This is a genomic window from uncultured Lawsonella sp., from assembly GCF_947252745.1.
Taxonomy (GTDB): Bacteria; Actinomycetota; Actinomycetes; order Mycobacteriales; family Mycobacteriaceae; genus Lawsonella.
Genome location: NZ_CAMXWW010000003.1, coordinates 95,408 through 110,623, shown reverse-complemented (window position 1 = coordinate 110,623; position 15,216 = coordinate 95,408). Strand labels below are relative to the sequence as shown.

The following is a 15,216-nucleotide window of genomic DNA, read 5'->3' as shown; positions in this document are numbered from 1 at the left end:
TAGGCTAGGCGCGATCCCGACGACGGGCCCGCACGAGGTGGCCACCCGCACGGAGTTCGTCACCTATCCGTCCCCGATACCGTCCATGGCCACGGCCGACGATGGCACCCGCGAGCTGCCTGTCGGCATTTGGGAGCCCGGAGACACGGAGCCGATCGGCCCACTTGTGGTCTTCTCCCACGGCGCGAACGGCACGATGTACAACAACGAGTCTCTCTTCCGAGAGCTGGCCAGCCACGGCTACCGGGTCGCCTCCGTCGCCCATTCGAAGCACACGATGTTTACCCGGCTCTCCGACGGCACCATCGTCACCCCCCGACAAGCAGTTCCTGGACGAGCTCTCGACATCCAGAACTCCGACGACATCCAGATGTCCGTCGACCTGCAGAAGGACTGGATCGAACTTCGCCTCGCTGACCTCGACGCGGTCCTGGACCAGCTCCCGCACGACGAGGTCGTCGCCATGGGCCACTCGTTGGGCGGGGCCAGCGCGTTGGCGCTCGGTCGCGAGCGCGATGACGTCGTCGACGTGGTCGCCCTCGAGTGCATCACGGTCGCAGGCGAAGGAGAGGGGCCCTATCCGGTGCCGATCCTGTACTTCTACTCCGACGTGGCCAAGGATATGCTGGAGGGTCCTGCACACACCGAGGTGGCCCTGCCCGACGGTCCGGAGGATCGGGTGGTTTACCTGCCGGGCTCCGGCCACCTGGGCATGACGGACCTGAGCCGTGTGACCCCGATTGTCACCAACCTCCTCGACCGCGGCCTCGATACCACCGACAGTGAGGTAACACTCGGGGCCATCAACGAAGAGGTCCTCGCCTTCCTCGACCAGCTCCAGTGGCCCGGACAGCCGCGCAACCTCGTACCCCGGTAGCATGAACTACTCCCCATTAGTGGACTGAGAAATCCGATACCGACTAGCGGGGAGTGTTTTGTGAGAGCATGAAGATCTTTGACCGAGCACCAGCGAAAACAGCTTGTCGAGTTGTTTGTACAAGGTATGGGCATACTGCCGCGGCGCGCCACCATCTTTCACCATCTTCTTGATGGTGTCCTTGAGTGTGTCACCGAAGTTCTCAAGTCCAGTGCTTTTATAGGCGGTGTTGAACTCGCGGACAATCGCATTCACTTTTTGGTCAAGAGTCTTGTTAGACTCCATAGTCTTTTGAATGTTCCTGTTGGCAGTGTTCGCCTTATGTCTAGGAACTTTGCCAAAGTCCTTATTGAACTTAATCTCTACCACTGATTTTTCACCTCCAATCCGGTGCCGTACGTCATAGACTCCCGCCCCGACATTAGGGTGAAATATTTGGAACAGGCGTGCTAAATCGCTCATGTGCGCGAAATTGGGGGATGTCTGGTGAATTCACGACCGATATAAGTTGAGATGATAAAGACCTTGATGGAAGCTGTTTTCGCGCAGTTTTCACTTTCCGATAGCATAATAAGAATCTATAAGTCAAATTCAAGAGATAGGTAAGTATAATGGCAGTTACGCAAGCGAAGTTAGAATCCGAGCTCTAAGAAGCCGCAAACTCTCTGCGTGGAGCAATGGATGCAGCAGACTACAAGAACTACGTCTTTCCGGTTCTTTTCTGGAAGTGGATTAGCGACAACTGGGAACTAGAACACCAGAAGTTTCTCGATGACTACGCGGGGCAGGATCTTGGTGAAGAAGCTTTAGCAGAGGTAGAAGCTGACTATCACATCTTCACCGTGCCTGACGGCACCCGCTGGTCACAGGTGTTCCGTAATGAGGGAGTTCCAAAGGGTATCCAAGAGGATAAGAATAATAAGCCCAACCCCGCCACCTATCTTGGTATCCGCGTTAAGCACGCCATGGACAGGATTTCACAGGCAAACACTGACCGTCTAGCAAACATCTTTGGCGATGTGCATTATGCCAACCAAGAGCGATTGCCAGAAGCAGCACTTAAGGGACTTTTGAAGCCCTTTGATGAAGTCTCCCTTGACCGTGAGAACGCGCCGGGTGACCTGATGGGTGCAGCATACGAATACCTACTCAAGAGGTTCGCTGATGACGCTGGACAAAAGGCTGGTGAGTTCTTTGCCCCGCGTTCTGTTGTTCACCTGGTTACCCGCCTGTTGAAGCCACAAGAGAATGAAACCATTTTCGGACAAAGATCCGAATCTTGGACACGCAAAAAGAAGTATCAAGTAGCATTATCCCAAAGCGGAAATACAAATCTGGCAAGGCTATAGGCACTGCGGGGAGATGACGCAAAACACGGAGGCGTATCTGACGTTTGTAAAAGAATTTTTGGATTCGGATTTATGGAATGAGAAAGATAAAAGTTGATGGATATCCTACGAGCAATACTTGACGGCGTGGCGATCGCCGCAATTTTTAATGGGGCTGTCGCAAGCTTGGCACTGATCAATCCAAGATGGTTTTTGGACTCTTATCCAAAAGCCATTCAAAAGGCAGCTCCTTTACCAATGACAACGCAAGAGAAAAAGATAAATCTCATATTCACTATCGGCCTCGTTGGGATATGTTTTGTTTATTCGGTCGCGAGCCTTATGCATTCCCCAATTATTGGTTTTTGGAACTTGTTTTGGATGAGCTATATCCAGTGGAGCATCTTAAATGCAGGAGATTTTTTGCTGTTAGATTGTCTGTTATTTCAAGGAAAATATAAGAGCAAAATTGTTATTCCCGGCACAGAGGGGCACAAGGACTATGAATTTAAGAATTGGATGAAGCACTTGGCGATTTGGGAACATTTCTTGTTTGTACCCTTTTTGCTAATACCAATCATATCGGTAATCCAGGCGTTCATTATTGGAGTGTTAGTCAGATAATTCGCAATCTGTAAACCTTTTAACGATTCTTCAAACAATTTAACGATTGCTGACACCTTTTAACGATTGCTCGCCAAGGGGTACGAAAAACGTAAACAGACACACCGGCAAGAGCCACAGAAAAGCCCCAAAATCATACAAAAACCGCCACGGAAAGCAGTGACGGAAGCTCCGCGGAAAGGCGTAAATCCCTGTAAATCAAGGGATTTCGAGGTTAAACACATAACTTACGCACCAGCATCAAATACAGTGTCGGAATAGACCCGACCTGTGGCACGGGTGGCATGTGCTGCCCGTCCGAACCGAGGACGCGGAACGAGTGTGGGCAACGGTCTACGAAGCGGGTGAGCGCTGAAATTTGCTCGCGGTCAATGTAGAACCGCAGTTGGAGAGGGGCAGTAGCGGTTGCGGTCTGATGGTTGGCGGATGGACGGGTTGAATGAGTGTGGTGGGTGCTCATGGCTGGCCATGTTGCAGGTCCTGGGTCTTTTTTCGTGCGCGTTGGGGGCCGAGACTCGTGGGGAACTCGATTGGTCAGTGTGTTTCAATGCCGGTCTGTGGCGAAAACATTGAGGACACGCTCGATTTCGAGATTATGTGCTGCACGACAATGCGTCCTGGACTATGGTGGTGATGCACCTAGCAAGCGGACCCCCCGAGCGCTACGGGTGCGAGAAAGAGGCCCCTTGATTGCGTGGCCCATTCACGGCCTGACAAAACCCCCGATGGCAGGCCGTGAGTCTTGTTTGCGAAGATGTCTCCGACCTAGTGGTTTCGCAAAAGGTCTAACTGCTCCAATGAGCCGCCTCGTGCCTCCGTTTCGCTTTCTCCGCTGACTCGCGCGTTGGTTACTCCAACACCCCGCACCTCAAGAAACTCTGCTTTCACGGCGACACCACTGACCTCAAGGAACACGCCACGACCGTGCGCTTCTAACGCCTTGGCATAGTCGGATTCGTTGAGGTGAACGGTAAACACGCGCATCTTGCCACCTCGTCCCCCCGTCCCTCGCATTTTGATCCGTCGCGAGTCCGGTTCGTCCCACTGGCGCATGAGTCCAATGACTTCACCTGCCACGACCATTTCGGTGGGTTGAGGTGCCTTTTTCAAGGTCGCAATGCCAACTTCCACGGCCTCGGTTAACGTAGGTTCGAGAACAACCGCCCCGCGGGACGACACGACGGACGGTTCGTCAGCTTCGGTCTTAATGAACTCGACCGAGATTTCCGTCTCGTCCATGCCAATGAGGTTTCGGAAACCAGTCAGCATTTCGACGGACACTCCCTGGGGCATTGCCCATTCGAAGGCATCGGGATCTTTGTTTTTGTGGAACTCTTCGAGGATTTCCTTTGTTGCCTGCACCGAAGCGAACACCGTCTCGGTGACTTCGCGGGATGACACCTGGGAGTGTTTCTTCATTTTTTCGCTGTTGCTAATAGACAGGGCAGCAGTCGCTGGGACGAAGGCTTTGACAACGTAGCTGCCGACTTCCGTTTGGCCCATGAGACATGAGTCCAGGTAGTTGTCGGCAATGACGCGGTGAGAACCCTGGTACCAGCGCTTAGGGGCGTGGCTGACTCGGGCACCAGATTTCAGCACTTCTCCCAGGCCTTCCACGAGGCGTGTTCCCATACGCCAGTCGACGACACCGCTACGCACCGCCGGCCCGTCGGCCGACACGACGAACTTGTCGAGGGCGCGTTTAAGACGAAGCTGCGAGGTCGACAATTCTTCGACGACATTGACGGCGCTGAGGTCCGCCAACTCGGTAAGTGCCCGGTGGATGATTCGCTGGAAGTCGGGTGCCTCGGGATTGTGGGGAAGGAAGACTCCAGCCTCTTCTCGAATAACCGCTGGTTCGAGTTTCGCTGTAGGGGACGGGACCCACAGCGACATGTGCGGGTTGTCGCTGTCGGCTTGTTTGACCCACGCCAGCTCGGTCAACGTCAGTTCAAGAGCCTGGATGTCCAAGGGTGCGTTATTCATAGTCGAAGCTCCCCTCTGCGGTGAAGGGCGAACAGCTCGACGAGTGCCGCGTCGTCGAAAACGTTAGTTGTCGGAACTTTGACGATAACGTCGCCGTTGTCGGCCGCGTTGGACGGCTTTTCACCCGTGAGGTTGACCCAATAGTTGCGGGCACTAAGTTTGGTGAGTGCATCCTCATGGCCTACCCATTCATCCATGTCCGGGTGAACGAGTTGGGCGACGAGAATGAGCGGTTCGTTCTTACCCTCGAAGCGGTAGTCGTCGTAGCGCTGCTTGGAAACTTTCACCTTGACGAACTCGTCGTTGGCGCTGCCCTTTTCGGTGCATTTGAGTTGCAGATTGATCGTTTTCCGATCACGAACACCCTGCGTCTCATGGGTGACGGTGATGTCAATGCCAGTGTCGATACTCTCGGTTTTTGCAACGCACCCTGCGGCTCCCGCAATGGCGTGGATAATACTGGCCTGAAACTCTTCTTTGAGTTCGGTGCGGCGGGTGGGGCGACCGCGAACCCACACCTTCTCGTATCCAGGTCTAATCGCCAATGCAGTCATATTCGGAAATTCTAGTGGGTACTTACGCTCTTAGCTGGGGTTTGGGGCAGGAAAAGTGTTACTTCGTCAGTGCATCGAAAACGTTGTCTGTCAGTGTCCTTATGACTTACACCGGATGGGCAATAGCCGTAGAGTGGTGAGCTAGGAGGGGACGTGTTGGTTGTAATCTTACATTTTGAAAGCGAAGACATGGAGAGAGGGAAACTTTGGCTGGGAAAGGTCAATCGAGTCGCTTGACTGCGCAACATATACTGTCTGAGGGTGTAACTGGGATTTTCGGAGAGATTGCGAAGCGTCACGACCTTAACGTATTCGAGGTTTCAAAGCTTGTCACGGGTCAACTTGAGTCCGAGTACCCTCAACTGGAATTTCGGCACCGAAAAAAGGTGACAAAGGTTGAGATAAACGAAGCGCTCCAAAGAGTTGATCCAGAGTTGGGACAAACATTGTTTGTACCTAGTGCAAGCGTAATTCCCGACGGAGGGCTTATTGAAGTAAAAGATGATGATGGCGACTGGCGGGTGGTCGCTATCTCAGAGGCAAAATATCAAGGGAAAGATCTACAAAATATTCGGGCCGGCATCTTGGTGGGGAAAAAGAAGGACCAAGACCTCATGGCTGCCGGTAATGCAATCGAAAGGTCCCACAAGAATATAGCCGAAATGGCAAACTTCATGCTTTCTGAATCTCACTTTCCCTACGTGCTGTTCTTGGAGGGTACAAACTTTCTCACCCAAACCCTAACGGTCGCGAGACCCGACGGCCGTACAGTGATTTTGAACCACGATAGTGGAATGCTTAATCGTCTTGACCGCTTGACTGCGGCAAATTTCGGGCAGCCAATCAATATGAACTTATGTGAAAACAAAGTTGTCGCAAGCAATGGCAATACGTTTATGCTCCAGTCCGCTTCCATATTTACCCAGGGTGATGGTGAAGAGTGGGACAGTGAGGAGATGTTCACAATTCTGCTTGACGTTGCAAAAACCTCTCTTCGCGTACTCGCAAGTGACTTGTTCAATCAATTGTCTGTTGTAGGGGGCGAGCAGTGAGGACCGGGGGCGGGGATCAACTGCGCAAGGCTAAGGGGGGAAAGAATGATGAGTTCTATACTCAACGGAAAGATATTGACGCTGAGTTGGGATTTTATCAAGAGAAATTTCGAGGTAAAACGGTCTACTGTAATTGTGATGACCCCAAAATTAGTAATTTTGTGTCGTTCTTTAGGGACAATTTTCACAAGTTGGGACTAAAGGAATTGATTGCGACGGGATATGCAAATGACGGAAAATGCAATGGGACGTTTGCGATACTCGACAGCAATGGCGAAAGTCAGAATGGTGAACTCGTTGGTGACGGCGACTTTAGATCGGGAGAGTGTCTTGAACTTCTGAAAAGAGCGGACATTGTAGTTACAAACCCCCCATTTTCGCTTTTCCGTGACTTCGTTTCGTTGATGTTTGCGTATCAGAAAGATTTCCTAGTCATAGCCAATGTAAACGCGATTACTTATAAAGAGGTCTTCCCGCGGATACAACGAAACGAAATGTGGCTTGGGGTACATCTAGGTCGAGGGGTTTCTGGCTTTATTGTTCCTGCCCATTACGACTTATATGGCACCGAGGCACGAATTGATGAAGCGGGGAATCGAATCGTTTCTACAAATAACGCCTTGTGGCTTACCACCCTGGATCACGAGAATCGACACGAACCTCTACCACTTGCCAAAACATATTTTGGAAGCGAAGCCTTTTATCCAAAGTATGACAATTTAGACGGCATTAATGTGAATAAAACGAAGGATATTCCTAGCGATTATTTTGGATTGATGGGTGTTCCCATTACCTTTCTCCATAAGTACAATCCCGAGCAATTTAGAATCGTGAGGTTTCGCAAGGGGGATGATGGTAGGGACTTAAGTATCAATGGCCGCTGCCCATATTTCCGAATCATTATCCAAAGGGCAGAGGTTGAGTACGTCCCGCAGAACACTTTGTGGTAACGGTTCTTAACTCGATAGTGGACTGTTTCCGCTGCCAAGCGACCCCGGCAATGGAACATTGTCACCCGGCCTCACCCACAGCCTTTGCTGGACCGCCGTTTCGAACCTCGCCACGGTGCGCGAATCGGGCCACACTGCGCCCTGGAGAATCTTCGTCAGTGCCGCCTTGCCGACCTCTGCGCGCCTGCATAGTTCTGCTTGGGACACTCCCGTAGTGAGGTTCGACTCGACCACCGCGGCGAGGTTCGCGACGAAAGTCTGCACGAGCGCGTCAGCGCCGACGCAGGTGGGGTCGTGTGGCCAGGCGGGGTAGAGCGCGTTCGGGGCGGGGCGTGAGGTGCGCCCGCGCCCTGGGGTGGCGGGCGTGGTCATAGTTTTCACTGTAGTGGCTGGGGTCGTTGGGGTGGGAATCAAACAGTGCCGGTGGGGGGAGGGCGTAATCCGGCGCACCGGAAAAACGGTCTCACGGAGCTATCCGGTAAACCCAAAAAGGACGCCTGGGCGTCAGGGGACGAAGGATCGTAAGAATTTTTGCGGAATCTTATGGGTTTGGCTTCCCGTGGTTTTGGCTTGGGGGTATGGACATGTTTTCTCGGCCACAACGGGTACCGCACCGCTACCTCCAGGCGCGCAACGGTGAGGGCACTCGGCCACGCATTACCGCGCGTCAAGTCGGAAATAGTCGACGCGCTCACGCCGGTGTCTTCGGCGAACTCTTTGAGCGTGTTGTTGCGGTAGCGGCGAAAGACGTTGGCAGCCGAGTCTTCAATGACTTGGTGGGCCGGCTCCAGCTTGGGCAAGCGACTGTCCGGCCAGCCAGGGTAAAGCTCCTTCGGGGTCTTACCTGCATAAGCGTCGTTGTCGGTCATACTTTCACGCTAAATGCTGGAGCGAGTCAGGTCGCGTCGCCACGCCCGAAGGTGGTGGCGTAAATGGGTAGTGTTCACGGTGTCGACAACTACGCGAAGTTGCTTGCTCACGCGAAGCGCTATTGCCCGCGTCTCGGGGCGGAACGGCAAGTCTTGGTGCATGTGCGTCGTTTGCTGGTCTTAGGAGTTGAGGTGGCTCACTGTACCGGCGGGCGGGATGGTATTCGTAACGAGCGGGAATTGACGAGTATTGGTGCCTTGTTGTCGCGTTTCTTTCCGGAAGTTTCAGGGGCTAGGGGAGTGGACCTTGCCGACGCTGAGGTGCATATCCAATCATTGTTGAGTCGTGAGCTTGCTTGGTGGTGGCTTGGCGAAGTGCAGAAGTCCAAGATTACGTCTCTAAGAAATCTTTCTTCACGACTTTCGGCAGTAGGTCGGTGGGAAGGGGCGGTGTCTCAGTGGGAACTAACGTCTGCCGTGCCACCCTCTTTGGGACGAAACGTGCAGAAGCAGATAGGCCGACAACCGCTCACCGGACAACAGGTAGCGGACGCATTTGCCCGGGTGAAAACCGTGCCTTCTCCGCTCTTGGCGCGCACGGTGTGCGCGACCGTCGCGTTAGCCTATGGTGTTGGCCTATCCATGCGTGTCTTGTCACAGGTGAAGGGGGAAGACGTCAGCCGTGACGGCGCGTATGTAATGGTGAAGGGGGACACGCTGGAGGCTCGGGCTGAGGTTCGGGCCGTCCTTGCGCAACTGTCTCTAGTGGAGGGACGTGTTGTGAAAACGAACAACCCGCTAACGGGACTCGATAAGCCGTCATCTTTTTCCCTTACACCCTCCATCCTCCAGGCGACTTGGGCGACCGCGCAGTTGGCTGACGGTGCGACAGTGGAGGAGGTGTGTTAGCGTTCCCACGCGCAACGGTTTTGCGCTGCTTTGATGCCTCACGCACGTTCACGCTGTCTACAGGGCTGTTGCTGGGAATGTCGCACAAAGCGCTGGCGACTATTGCACCGCTGCCTGAGCTAGAACATCCACAAACTGCAACGAGACTGTCGCAACCTGCGGCTTCGGTTAAGAGGCTACGTCTAGTAAGCAGTCAAGACACTCCGCTCCCCTCGAACACGCCACGTCCACATTTGCGCCTTATTGCCGGAGGCCAGTCATGACACGGCGCCCCTGGAAGTGACAGCCCATGCCATTGGGCCTGGTCAGTAGCTATACGGGCCTAGTATCTTTATTTCAAGAAACACCGCTTCTAGTTTCGTGCCAGACCTTTTCCTACTGCACCACCACCTCTGCTCGGCTCGTCCACCACCGAGCGTGCAGTTGGCAGCAGGAAAGCTACCTGGCACACGAAGGTTTTGTCATGCCTGACTTTGCTCGCATTGTCCAGGACTGCTGACCACGCGCACTTTCTTTTGCGCAGTGGCAGGTCGTCGCGCCCTTTGTCCGCCCACTTGCTCTTAACCACCTCGTTCCAGCAGCCGTATCTGCGGAGTCTCTACGAAACGCACGCTCGCACTTGCCTGAACGGCCACCGTTGCCGTCGAACACCTGGGAGCAGAACTTACCGTCCAAGGTGTGCTGTCCCCGGCAACCATTGAATTCGCCATTGGGATAAGCCCTCGGACGACCCGCGTGAAGGGCGCACGTCCCTTCGTGCTCGTAGCACTGGGGCAAAACTCAAACCCGAGTGGCCGTTCGGGGATACTGCCGTGGCCTACGGTTACGAAACTCCCGACGCACCCTACACGGTGGAGGAGCAACGTCAACTCGTCCAATGGTCGTATTCGCTCGGCACCGTCTACTAGCGGGCAGGCGCACGCACCTACCTGGCACTGGGGCTAGGGGTGGGACTGCGCTCGAAAGAAATGGCGACACTGACTCGAAACCACGTGACAGTCGACGCTTCCGGCGTCCTTGTCACTGTCGGCGGCTACCGAGATGCTGGGACGATAACCGTGCTGGTACGCACCGAATGGGAACAGGTCGTTGCGGACCAAGTGCGCGCGCTGCCCAGCTCCAACTCATTGGTTCCGTTTCCGCAACGCGCACACGCCACCACCGAGTCAGTGGCCGCCATTTTGACGCCTATCGGCAAGCCCGAGCATGTCCGACTCGACTCCCGGGGCGTCTGCGCACGACATGGGTCGTCGGCCTTCTGCGCGAGTTCGTCCCCGAGGCTGTTGTCGCACGCGCCGCGGGTCTAGCCTCCCTCCAACATTTCACGTCATGGCTGCCGGAAGTGGACACACAAGGGAAGCAAGCACGAGAGCTTCTGCGTGGCAACCACAACGCGCTTAACTCAGACGGAACCGAGACCATGACCCGCCGGCCCGCACTGCGCCTGGTCAGCAACAACTAGCTAGCACGAAACACCACTGGCGAACACGAAGAAAGGAGGTGAGCCACATGAGCACCAAGAAGAACAAGAAGTTGGAATCTATCACCTTGCCCGACAAGGGTAAAGTCAGCCTCGACCTCATTGACATTGCTGCGCGCATTGTGGACATCTCCGGTGTACTCGAACAGTGCGAGGACTGGTACGAGGCAGACACCGTAACCCAAGGACCAGGTGGGCGCCCGTCTCACATTTCCGCGCGGGCAGCGCTCATTCTCGCGCTGTCGCCGGTGCTCATGCAGCTACCCATGAACCTCTCTATCACCGCTGACATTCTCACCAGGCGTCTCGACAAGAAGGCATGGGACGCTATTAGCCTGCGTGACGAGGACTTCTGCCGTGGCACGTACAAGCAGTGGTACCACCGTTACCGCAATACGCTCCAGCGCAGGGTCATTGCGAGCCTTGAGCCGTACCCCGAAAATCCCAAGTGGACGCGGTTAAACAAGGACGTATATGAAACTATTAAAGCGACCCGCGACCCCGAGTTCATTAAGCAGCGCAAGATTCGAGGGTCCGTATTTTGTTTCCTACTGGCGGTTGTGTCCGCGCGATTGCTAGGTGACGACGTTTTTGATGACTATGAAGGTGACGTCGTTCTCGACGCGACGGTCATTGAGGCGTTGACTTACGGTCCAACGGAGCAGTCCAAGCGTATGCCTTCACATCCAGACGCAGGAAAATGGGTGCGCTTTGGCAACCACAATGGTGACCACCCAGACATACATAAGTCGGTTAGGACGGTCTTCGGTTATGACGCAACTCTTGTCGCTCCTTTCAGTGGATGTTTTGGCGAAGACGTTCTAGCACCTATTGTGGGCGTGTCCTTGGACAAGCCTGGTCGTCGTGTTGGTGAGAACGGCTTGCAGGCATTGGCGGTTTTCCAGAAGACAGGTTTGCCGAGGCGTTACCTTATTGGTGACCGTATTTACTTGCCAGGTTCTGCGGTCGAAGAATACCAGCGCCCAGTCCGATTTGAAGACTGGGATATTATCGGAGACCTCCCCAACCGTCCCGAAGCTCTCGGAATTACCGCCGACGTGGAGGGCATTACTCAGGTCGCGGGCCAAGCCTACTGCCCGTGTATTGCTGGGTTTGAGGACCTGCTATATTATCCCAAGGCAGCTCACGAGAACGAGGCTATGAGCGACACTGAGCGCGAAGCCAGGCCGCGCGTCGCAAGACCCTGCAAATCACGGTAAAAGAAAAGCGTGCCGACGGCTCTCAACGCTTCGAGTGTCCCGCACTGTCCGGGAAGGTGCTCTGCCTACTAAGGGCCGGCAACCAGCGGGCCCGCGAAGCAGCAGCTAAGAAGACCGCGCTCGGTCGACCACCCATGCCACTACCGAGGCACATCCTGGACAAGGTGAACACCTCCGGCAAGAGTTGTTCCCAAGCCTCTGAGCTGGTGAGTATCCACGAGCATGACCGCTTCCATAAGTACGTGCAGTAGGGACCTCCCGCCTATACGAAAGAGTGGGAAAAGCTCTACCGTAAGCCCCGCAACATTATCGAGGCACGAAACCACAGTCTGAAAAGCCTGGTCGCTATTGGTAAGGGCGGGCGGACAAAACGCTATATGCGAAGCGTGGGCGCGTTCATGCTCCTCATTGGTCTAGCGGTTGCTGGGACCAACGCCTTGTTGGCAATGGATTACCTTTGCAGACAAGTGGACGAAGGTCCTGGTCCGAAACCACCTCGGGGTGGGCGCCCGCGCAAGGGTAGCCCGCGCGAGGACATTCTCGACATCGCGGGCGCGAACGCCCCTCCTCAGATTGGCGAGGCGGCATAAGAGGTTATGAGTCTTCCTGGAACTTTTCAGGGGGCCGTGGCATAGAAGTCGTGGTCAAGTACTGAAACTAGCCCGTGAAGCAAGTAAGGACAGGGCCAATCGAGTTGAAAACCGCCCAAATTGGGCATAAAAATAGCGAACCCCTCGACAATTCTGGCGAAAAGTCGAGGGGTTCACCCTTGCCTAGCAGTTATGCAAATAACCGCAGGTCAGTTGTGCAAATATGCCGTGCCTGTTAGCAGTCGAAGTACAGTTCGAACTCCACCGGGGCAGGACGCAGACGAGCGGCGTCGAGCTCCACAGTGCGCTTGTAGTTGATCCAGGTGTTGATGAGATCTTCGGTGAACACGTCGCCCTCGGTCAGGAAGTCGTGATCCTTCTCCAGTGCTTCAAGAGCTTCATCGAGGGTACCCGGGGTTTGCGGAATGTTCTTGGCTTCCTCCGGAGGTAGCTCGTAGAGATCCTTGTCAATGGGGGCCATCGGCTCGATACGGTTCTTAATGCCATCCAGGCCGGCCATCAGCATGGCAGAGAAGGCAAGGTAAGGGTTGGAGGAGGGGTCAGGGCAGCGGAATTCGATGCGCTTGGCCTTGGGGTTATTACCAGTGAGGGGGATACGTATGCAGGCGGAGCGGTTGCCCTGGGAGTAGGCCAGGTTGACGGGGGCTTCATAACCCTTCACCAGACGCTTGTAGGAGTTGATAGTGGGGTTGGTGAAGGCCAGCACTGCGGCCGCATGTTCGAGGATGCCACCGATGAAGTAGCGGGCGAGATCGGAAAGACCGCCGTAGCCGTTCTCGTCGTAGAAGAGGGGCTTGCCGTCCATCCAGAGGGACATGTGGGCGTGCATACCCGATCCGTTGTCTCCGAAGAGCGGCTTCGGCATGAAGGTAGCGGTGAGGCCGTTCTTCCAGGCGGTGTTTTTAATGATGTACTTGAATAGCTGCACATCGTCTGCGGCGTGGAGAAGGGTATCGAAGCGGTAGTTGATTTCCATCTGGCCACCGTTACCAACCTCGTGGTGGGCGCGCTCCAGCGTGAATCCAACACTGCGCAGGTCGCGGCACATCTGGTCGCGGAGATCCTGGTAGTGGTCGTAAGGAGCAACCGGGAAATATCCACCCTTGAAACGGGACTTGTAGCCACGGTTGGGAGTGCCGTCGAGGTCGAGTTCTTTGCCGCGGTTCCACCAGGCTTCTTCAGAGTCAATCTCGTAGAAACCGGTGTTCATCTCGGTGGCGTAGCGGACGCTATTGAAGACGTAGAATTCCGCCTCAGCACCGAAGTAGCACGTGTCGGCAATACCGGTGGAAATGAGGTATTCTTCCGCTTTGCGCGCAACGTTACGGGGGTCGCGGCTGTAAGGCTCGCGAGTGCGGGGGTTGTGGACGAAGAATTCCACGTTAAGGGTCTTGGCCTCACGGAAGGGGTCGAGTCGGGCGCGAGACAGGTCGGGGAGGAGCGACATATCGGATTCGTCAATGGTGGCGAAGCCACGGATGGAAGAGCCGTCAAAAGCGAGGCCCTCTTCCATAGCTTCCACGGTGAAATCAGCAGCGTCAATGGTGAAGTGCTGTTCCATACCTGGCAGATCGGTGAAGCGAATATCGACGAGTTCGACCTCTTCAGCCTTGATGTAATCGACAACTTCTTGAGGACTGGTAAATCCCACGGTAATTCTCCTTGGTTGAGACCGGCTTTAGCCCGGTGATCTCTCAACTTTAAAGGGCAGGTGTTGCTCGGGAGTCAAGGTCGTGTTTCCGACGTGTTACGCAACCGCTTTTTCGGTTAAAAAAGGGTTGCCGTGGCCGTACTCACCCCTAAAATGGCTCTATCCTGCACGGACCGGGAAAAATACACCACAACCGCTGTAGCGAATCAGGGGAGAATTCCAACAGCGGTTGTGAAAAGGGTAGAGGGAAAAGCCAGTAGTTAAGTAGGGCTCGCAGAACTACCGACCTATGTATTTGTGTGGTTAACGTTGTGTGCGTCGCCGGGCTGAGCGCTGCACATTACGCACCTTAACGCCGGCCGGCATGGGACCCTTGGGCATTCCCATCATGCCGGACTTTGCCGCCAAAGACTCCAGACGATGCTGAATGAAGTCGACTTTGTCACGGTCAATGTTCTTGGGGAGGCGCTTGATAGTGCGTTCAAGCTTCTTCATCTCCACTTCGTCTTCACCGTGACCGACGTAAATCTCGTAGATCGGAGTATCCCCCACCACACGGGCAAGCTTTCGCTTTTCGCCCTGCATCAATCCGCGCAGTCGGGAGTGGTTACCTTCGCCGACTAGGATGACGCCCGGGCGTCCCACCACTCGGTGCACAACATCCAAGTTAGCGTTGCCCGCTACCGTCTGCTGGACACGCCAGGTGCCCTTCAACTGGGAGAGGACCCACCCGGCCATGCCGGGCTGACCGTCTGCCTTCGCGTAGAGGCTGTTGGTCATCCGACGAGTGAAGATCACCATATCCAGCATGACGCCGAGCAAGATACCAGCGATAACCATGAAGAGCCAGGTCACCCAGGACCCATTCATAAAGAAATAAGTAACGAGCACAACGACAAGGAGGACGGCCACTAGCACAGCAATCATGATGGGGAGCAGCCACTTGTCCTCTTTGCGCTGCATATTAAAGGCGGTCCACACCTGTTTAATGGTGTTGATGCGGCCCTTACGCTTAGCCTGGCGGGCTTCTTTCCGCTCTTCCTTGGTCATTTCGGCCAGCGGCTTGTCCTTTTTAGCCATTACTCTCCCTCAATTAGTGCGGTGC

The 15,216-nt window shown here is 54.8% G+C and carries 15 protein-coding genes; 8 read left to right on the top strand and 7 right to left on the bottom strand.

What is annotated here, in order from left to right:
* The first annotated feature begins 37 nt into the window (after positions 1 to 37).
* Positions 38 to 877: an alpha/beta fold hydrolase gene (locus Q0X28_RS04335; protein ID WP_298576790.1), complete on the top strand. Its 840-nt coding sequence runs from the start codon at positions 38 to 40 to the stop codon at positions 875 to 877.
* A gap of 6 nt (positions 878 to 883) precedes the next feature.
* Here the strand turns inward: Q0X28_RS04335 and Q0X28_RS04330 are convergent, their stop codons facing one another.
* Positions 884 to 1,162: a hypothetical protein gene (locus Q0X28_RS04330; RefSeq protein WP_298576788.1), complete on the bottom strand. Its 279-nt coding sequence runs from the start codon at positions 1,160 to 1,162 to the stop codon at positions 884 to 886.
* 380 nt (positions 1,163 to 1,542) lie between these two features.
* Here Q0X28_RS04330 and Q0X28_RS04325 point away from each other — a divergent pair, with 380 nt between their 5' ends.
* The gene (locus tag Q0X28_RS04325) at positions 1,543 to 2,226 is read left to right on the top strand and encodes a type I restriction-modification system subunit M N-terminal domain-containing protein (protein WP_298576912.1); all 684 of its coding nucleotides are present in this window, start codon (positions 1,543 to 1,545) and stop codon (positions 2,224 to 2,226) included.
* A 126-nt stretch (positions 2,227 to 2,352) separates the two neighbouring features.
* The gene (locus Q0X28_RS04320; protein ID WP_237023733.1) at positions 2,353 to 2,829 is read left to right on the top strand and encodes a hypothetical protein; all 477 of its coding nucleotides are present in this window, start codon (positions 2,353 to 2,355) and stop codon (positions 2,827 to 2,829) included.
* A 765-nt stretch (positions 2,830 to 3,594) separates the two neighbouring features.
* Here the strand turns inward: Q0X28_RS04320 and Q0X28_RS04315 are convergent.
* Positions 3,595 to 4,815 carry a hypothetical protein gene (locus Q0X28_RS04315; RefSeq protein ID WP_298576784.1) on the bottom strand — a complete coding sequence of 407 codons (1,221 nt, stop codon included), beginning with the start codon at positions 4,813 to 4,815 and terminating at the stop codon, positions 3,595 to 3,597.
* Complete coding sequence (locus Q0X28_RS04310) at positions 4,812 to 5,369, bottom strand: DUF4365 domain-containing protein (RefSeq protein WP_298576782.1); 558 nt, start codon at positions 5,367 to 5,369, stop codon at positions 4,812 to 4,814. The genes Q0X28_RS04315 and Q0X28_RS04310 overlap by 4 nt, the downstream gene beginning before the upstream one ends.
* Before the next feature lie 206 nt (positions 5,370 to 5,575).
* Here Q0X28_RS04310 and Q0X28_RS04305 point away from each other — a divergent pair, with 206 nt between their 5' ends.
* Positions 5,576 to 6,421 carry an EcoRI family type II restriction endonuclease gene (locus Q0X28_RS04305; RefSeq protein WP_367270668.1) on the top strand — a complete coding sequence of 282 codons (846 nt, stop codon included), beginning with the start codon at positions 5,576 to 5,578 and terminating at the stop codon, positions 6,419 to 6,421.
* Positions 6,418 to 7,371: an adenine-specific methyltransferase EcoRI family protein gene (locus Q0X28_RS04300; protein WP_298576778.1), complete on the top strand. Its 954-nt coding sequence runs from the start codon at positions 6,418 to 6,420 to the stop codon at positions 7,369 to 7,371. The genes Q0X28_RS04305 and Q0X28_RS04300 overlap by 4 nt, the downstream gene beginning before the upstream one ends.
* Positions 7,372 to 7,377: 6 nt before the next feature.
* On the opposite strand, the gene Q0X28_RS04295 is transcribed toward Q0X28_RS04300, so the two are convergent.
* Both Q0X28_RS04295 and Q0X28_RS04290 read right to left on the bottom strand, forming a co-directional pair.
* On the bottom strand, positions 7,378 to 7,743 hold the full coding sequence (locus Q0X28_RS04295; RefSeq protein WP_298576776.1) for a hypothetical protein: 366 nt from the start codon (positions 7,741 to 7,743) through the stop codon (positions 7,378 to 7,380).
* 38 nt (positions 7,744 to 7,781) lie between these two features.
* The gene (locus Q0X28_RS04290; RefSeq protein WP_298576774.1) at positions 7,782 to 8,240 is read right to left on the bottom strand and encodes a helix-turn-helix transcriptional regulator; all 459 of its coding nucleotides are present in this window, start codon (positions 8,238 to 8,240) and stop codon (positions 7,782 to 7,784) included.
* 63 nt (positions 8,241 to 8,303) lie between these two features.
* Here Q0X28_RS04290 and Q0X28_RS04285 point away from each other — a divergent pair, with 63 nt between their 5' ends.
* The 3 genes from Q0X28_RS04285 (at position 8,304) to Q0X28_RS04275 (ending at position 11,849) form a co-directional block, all read left to right on the top strand.
* Positions 8,304 to 9,149, top strand: coding sequence for a hypothetical protein (locus tag Q0X28_RS04285; protein ID WP_298576772.1), 846 nt, complete (start codon positions 8,304 to 8,306; stop codon positions 9,147 to 9,149).
* 1,075 nt (positions 9,150 to 10,224) lie between these two features.
* On the top strand, positions 10,225 to 10,611 hold the full coding sequence (locus Q0X28_RS04280) for a hypothetical protein (RefSeq protein ID WP_298576770.1): 387 nt from the start codon (positions 10,225 to 10,227) through the stop codon (positions 10,609 to 10,611).
* 47 nt (positions 10,612 to 10,658) lie between these two features.
* Positions 10,659 to 11,849 carry a hypothetical protein gene (locus Q0X28_RS04275; protein ID WP_298576767.1) on the top strand — a complete coding sequence of 397 codons (1,191 nt, stop codon included), beginning with the start codon at positions 10,659 to 10,661 and terminating at the stop codon, positions 11,847 to 11,849.
* 825 nt (positions 11,850 to 12,674) lie between these two features.
* Here Q0X28_RS04275 and glnA read toward each other — a convergent pair.
* Positions 12,675 to 14,111, bottom strand: a complete 1,437-nt coding sequence (gene glnA / locus Q0X28_RS04270; protein ID WP_298576765.1) for a type I glutamate--ammonia ligase — start codon at positions 14,109 to 14,111, stop codon at positions 12,675 to 12,677.
* A 303-nt stretch (positions 14,112 to 14,414) separates the two neighbouring features.
* Positions 14,415 to 15,191, bottom strand: a complete 777-nt coding sequence (locus Q0X28_RS04265) for a DUF4191 domain-containing protein (RefSeq protein WP_298576763.1) — start codon at positions 15,189 to 15,191, stop codon at positions 14,415 to 14,417.
* Positions 15,192 to 15,216 lie beyond the last annotated feature (25 nt).

Coding starts and splice junctions, on each gene's coding strand:
- Q0X28_RS04310 (WP_298576782.1), bottom strand. CDS start 5,369: ATGACTGCATTGGCGATTAGACCTGGATACGAGAAGGTGTGGGTTCGC.
- Q0X28_RS04315 (WP_298576784.1), bottom strand. CDS start 4,815: ATGAATAACGCACCCTTGGACATCCAGGCTCTTGAACTGACGTTGACC.
- Q0X28_RS04290 (WP_298576774.1), bottom strand. CDS start 8,240: ATGACCGACAACGACGCTTATGCAGGTAAGACCCCGAAGGAGCTTTAC.
- Q0X28_RS04330 (WP_298576788.1), bottom strand. CDS start 1,162: ATGGAGTCTAACAAGACTCTTGACCAAAAAGTGAATGCGATTGTCCGC.
- Q0X28_RS04285 (WP_298576772.1), top strand. CDS start 8,304: ATGGGTAGTGTTCACGGTGTCGACAACTACGCGAAGTTGCTTGCTCAC.
- Q0X28_RS04265 (WP_298576763.1), bottom strand. CDS start 15,191: ATGGCTAAAAAGGACAAGCCGCTGGCCGAAATGACCAAGGAAGAGCGG.
- Q0X28_RS04275 (WP_298576767.1), top strand. CDS start 10,659: ATGAGCACCAAGAAGAACAAGAAGTTGGAATCTATCACCTTGCCCGAC.
- Q0X28_RS04280 (WP_298576770.1), top strand. CDS start 10,225: ATGGGAACAGGTCGTTGCGGACCAAGTGCGCGCGCTGCCCAGCTCCAA.
- Q0X28_RS04295 (WP_298576776.1), bottom strand. CDS start 7,743: ATGACCACGCCCGCCACCCCAGGGCGCGGGCGCACCTCACGCCCCGCC.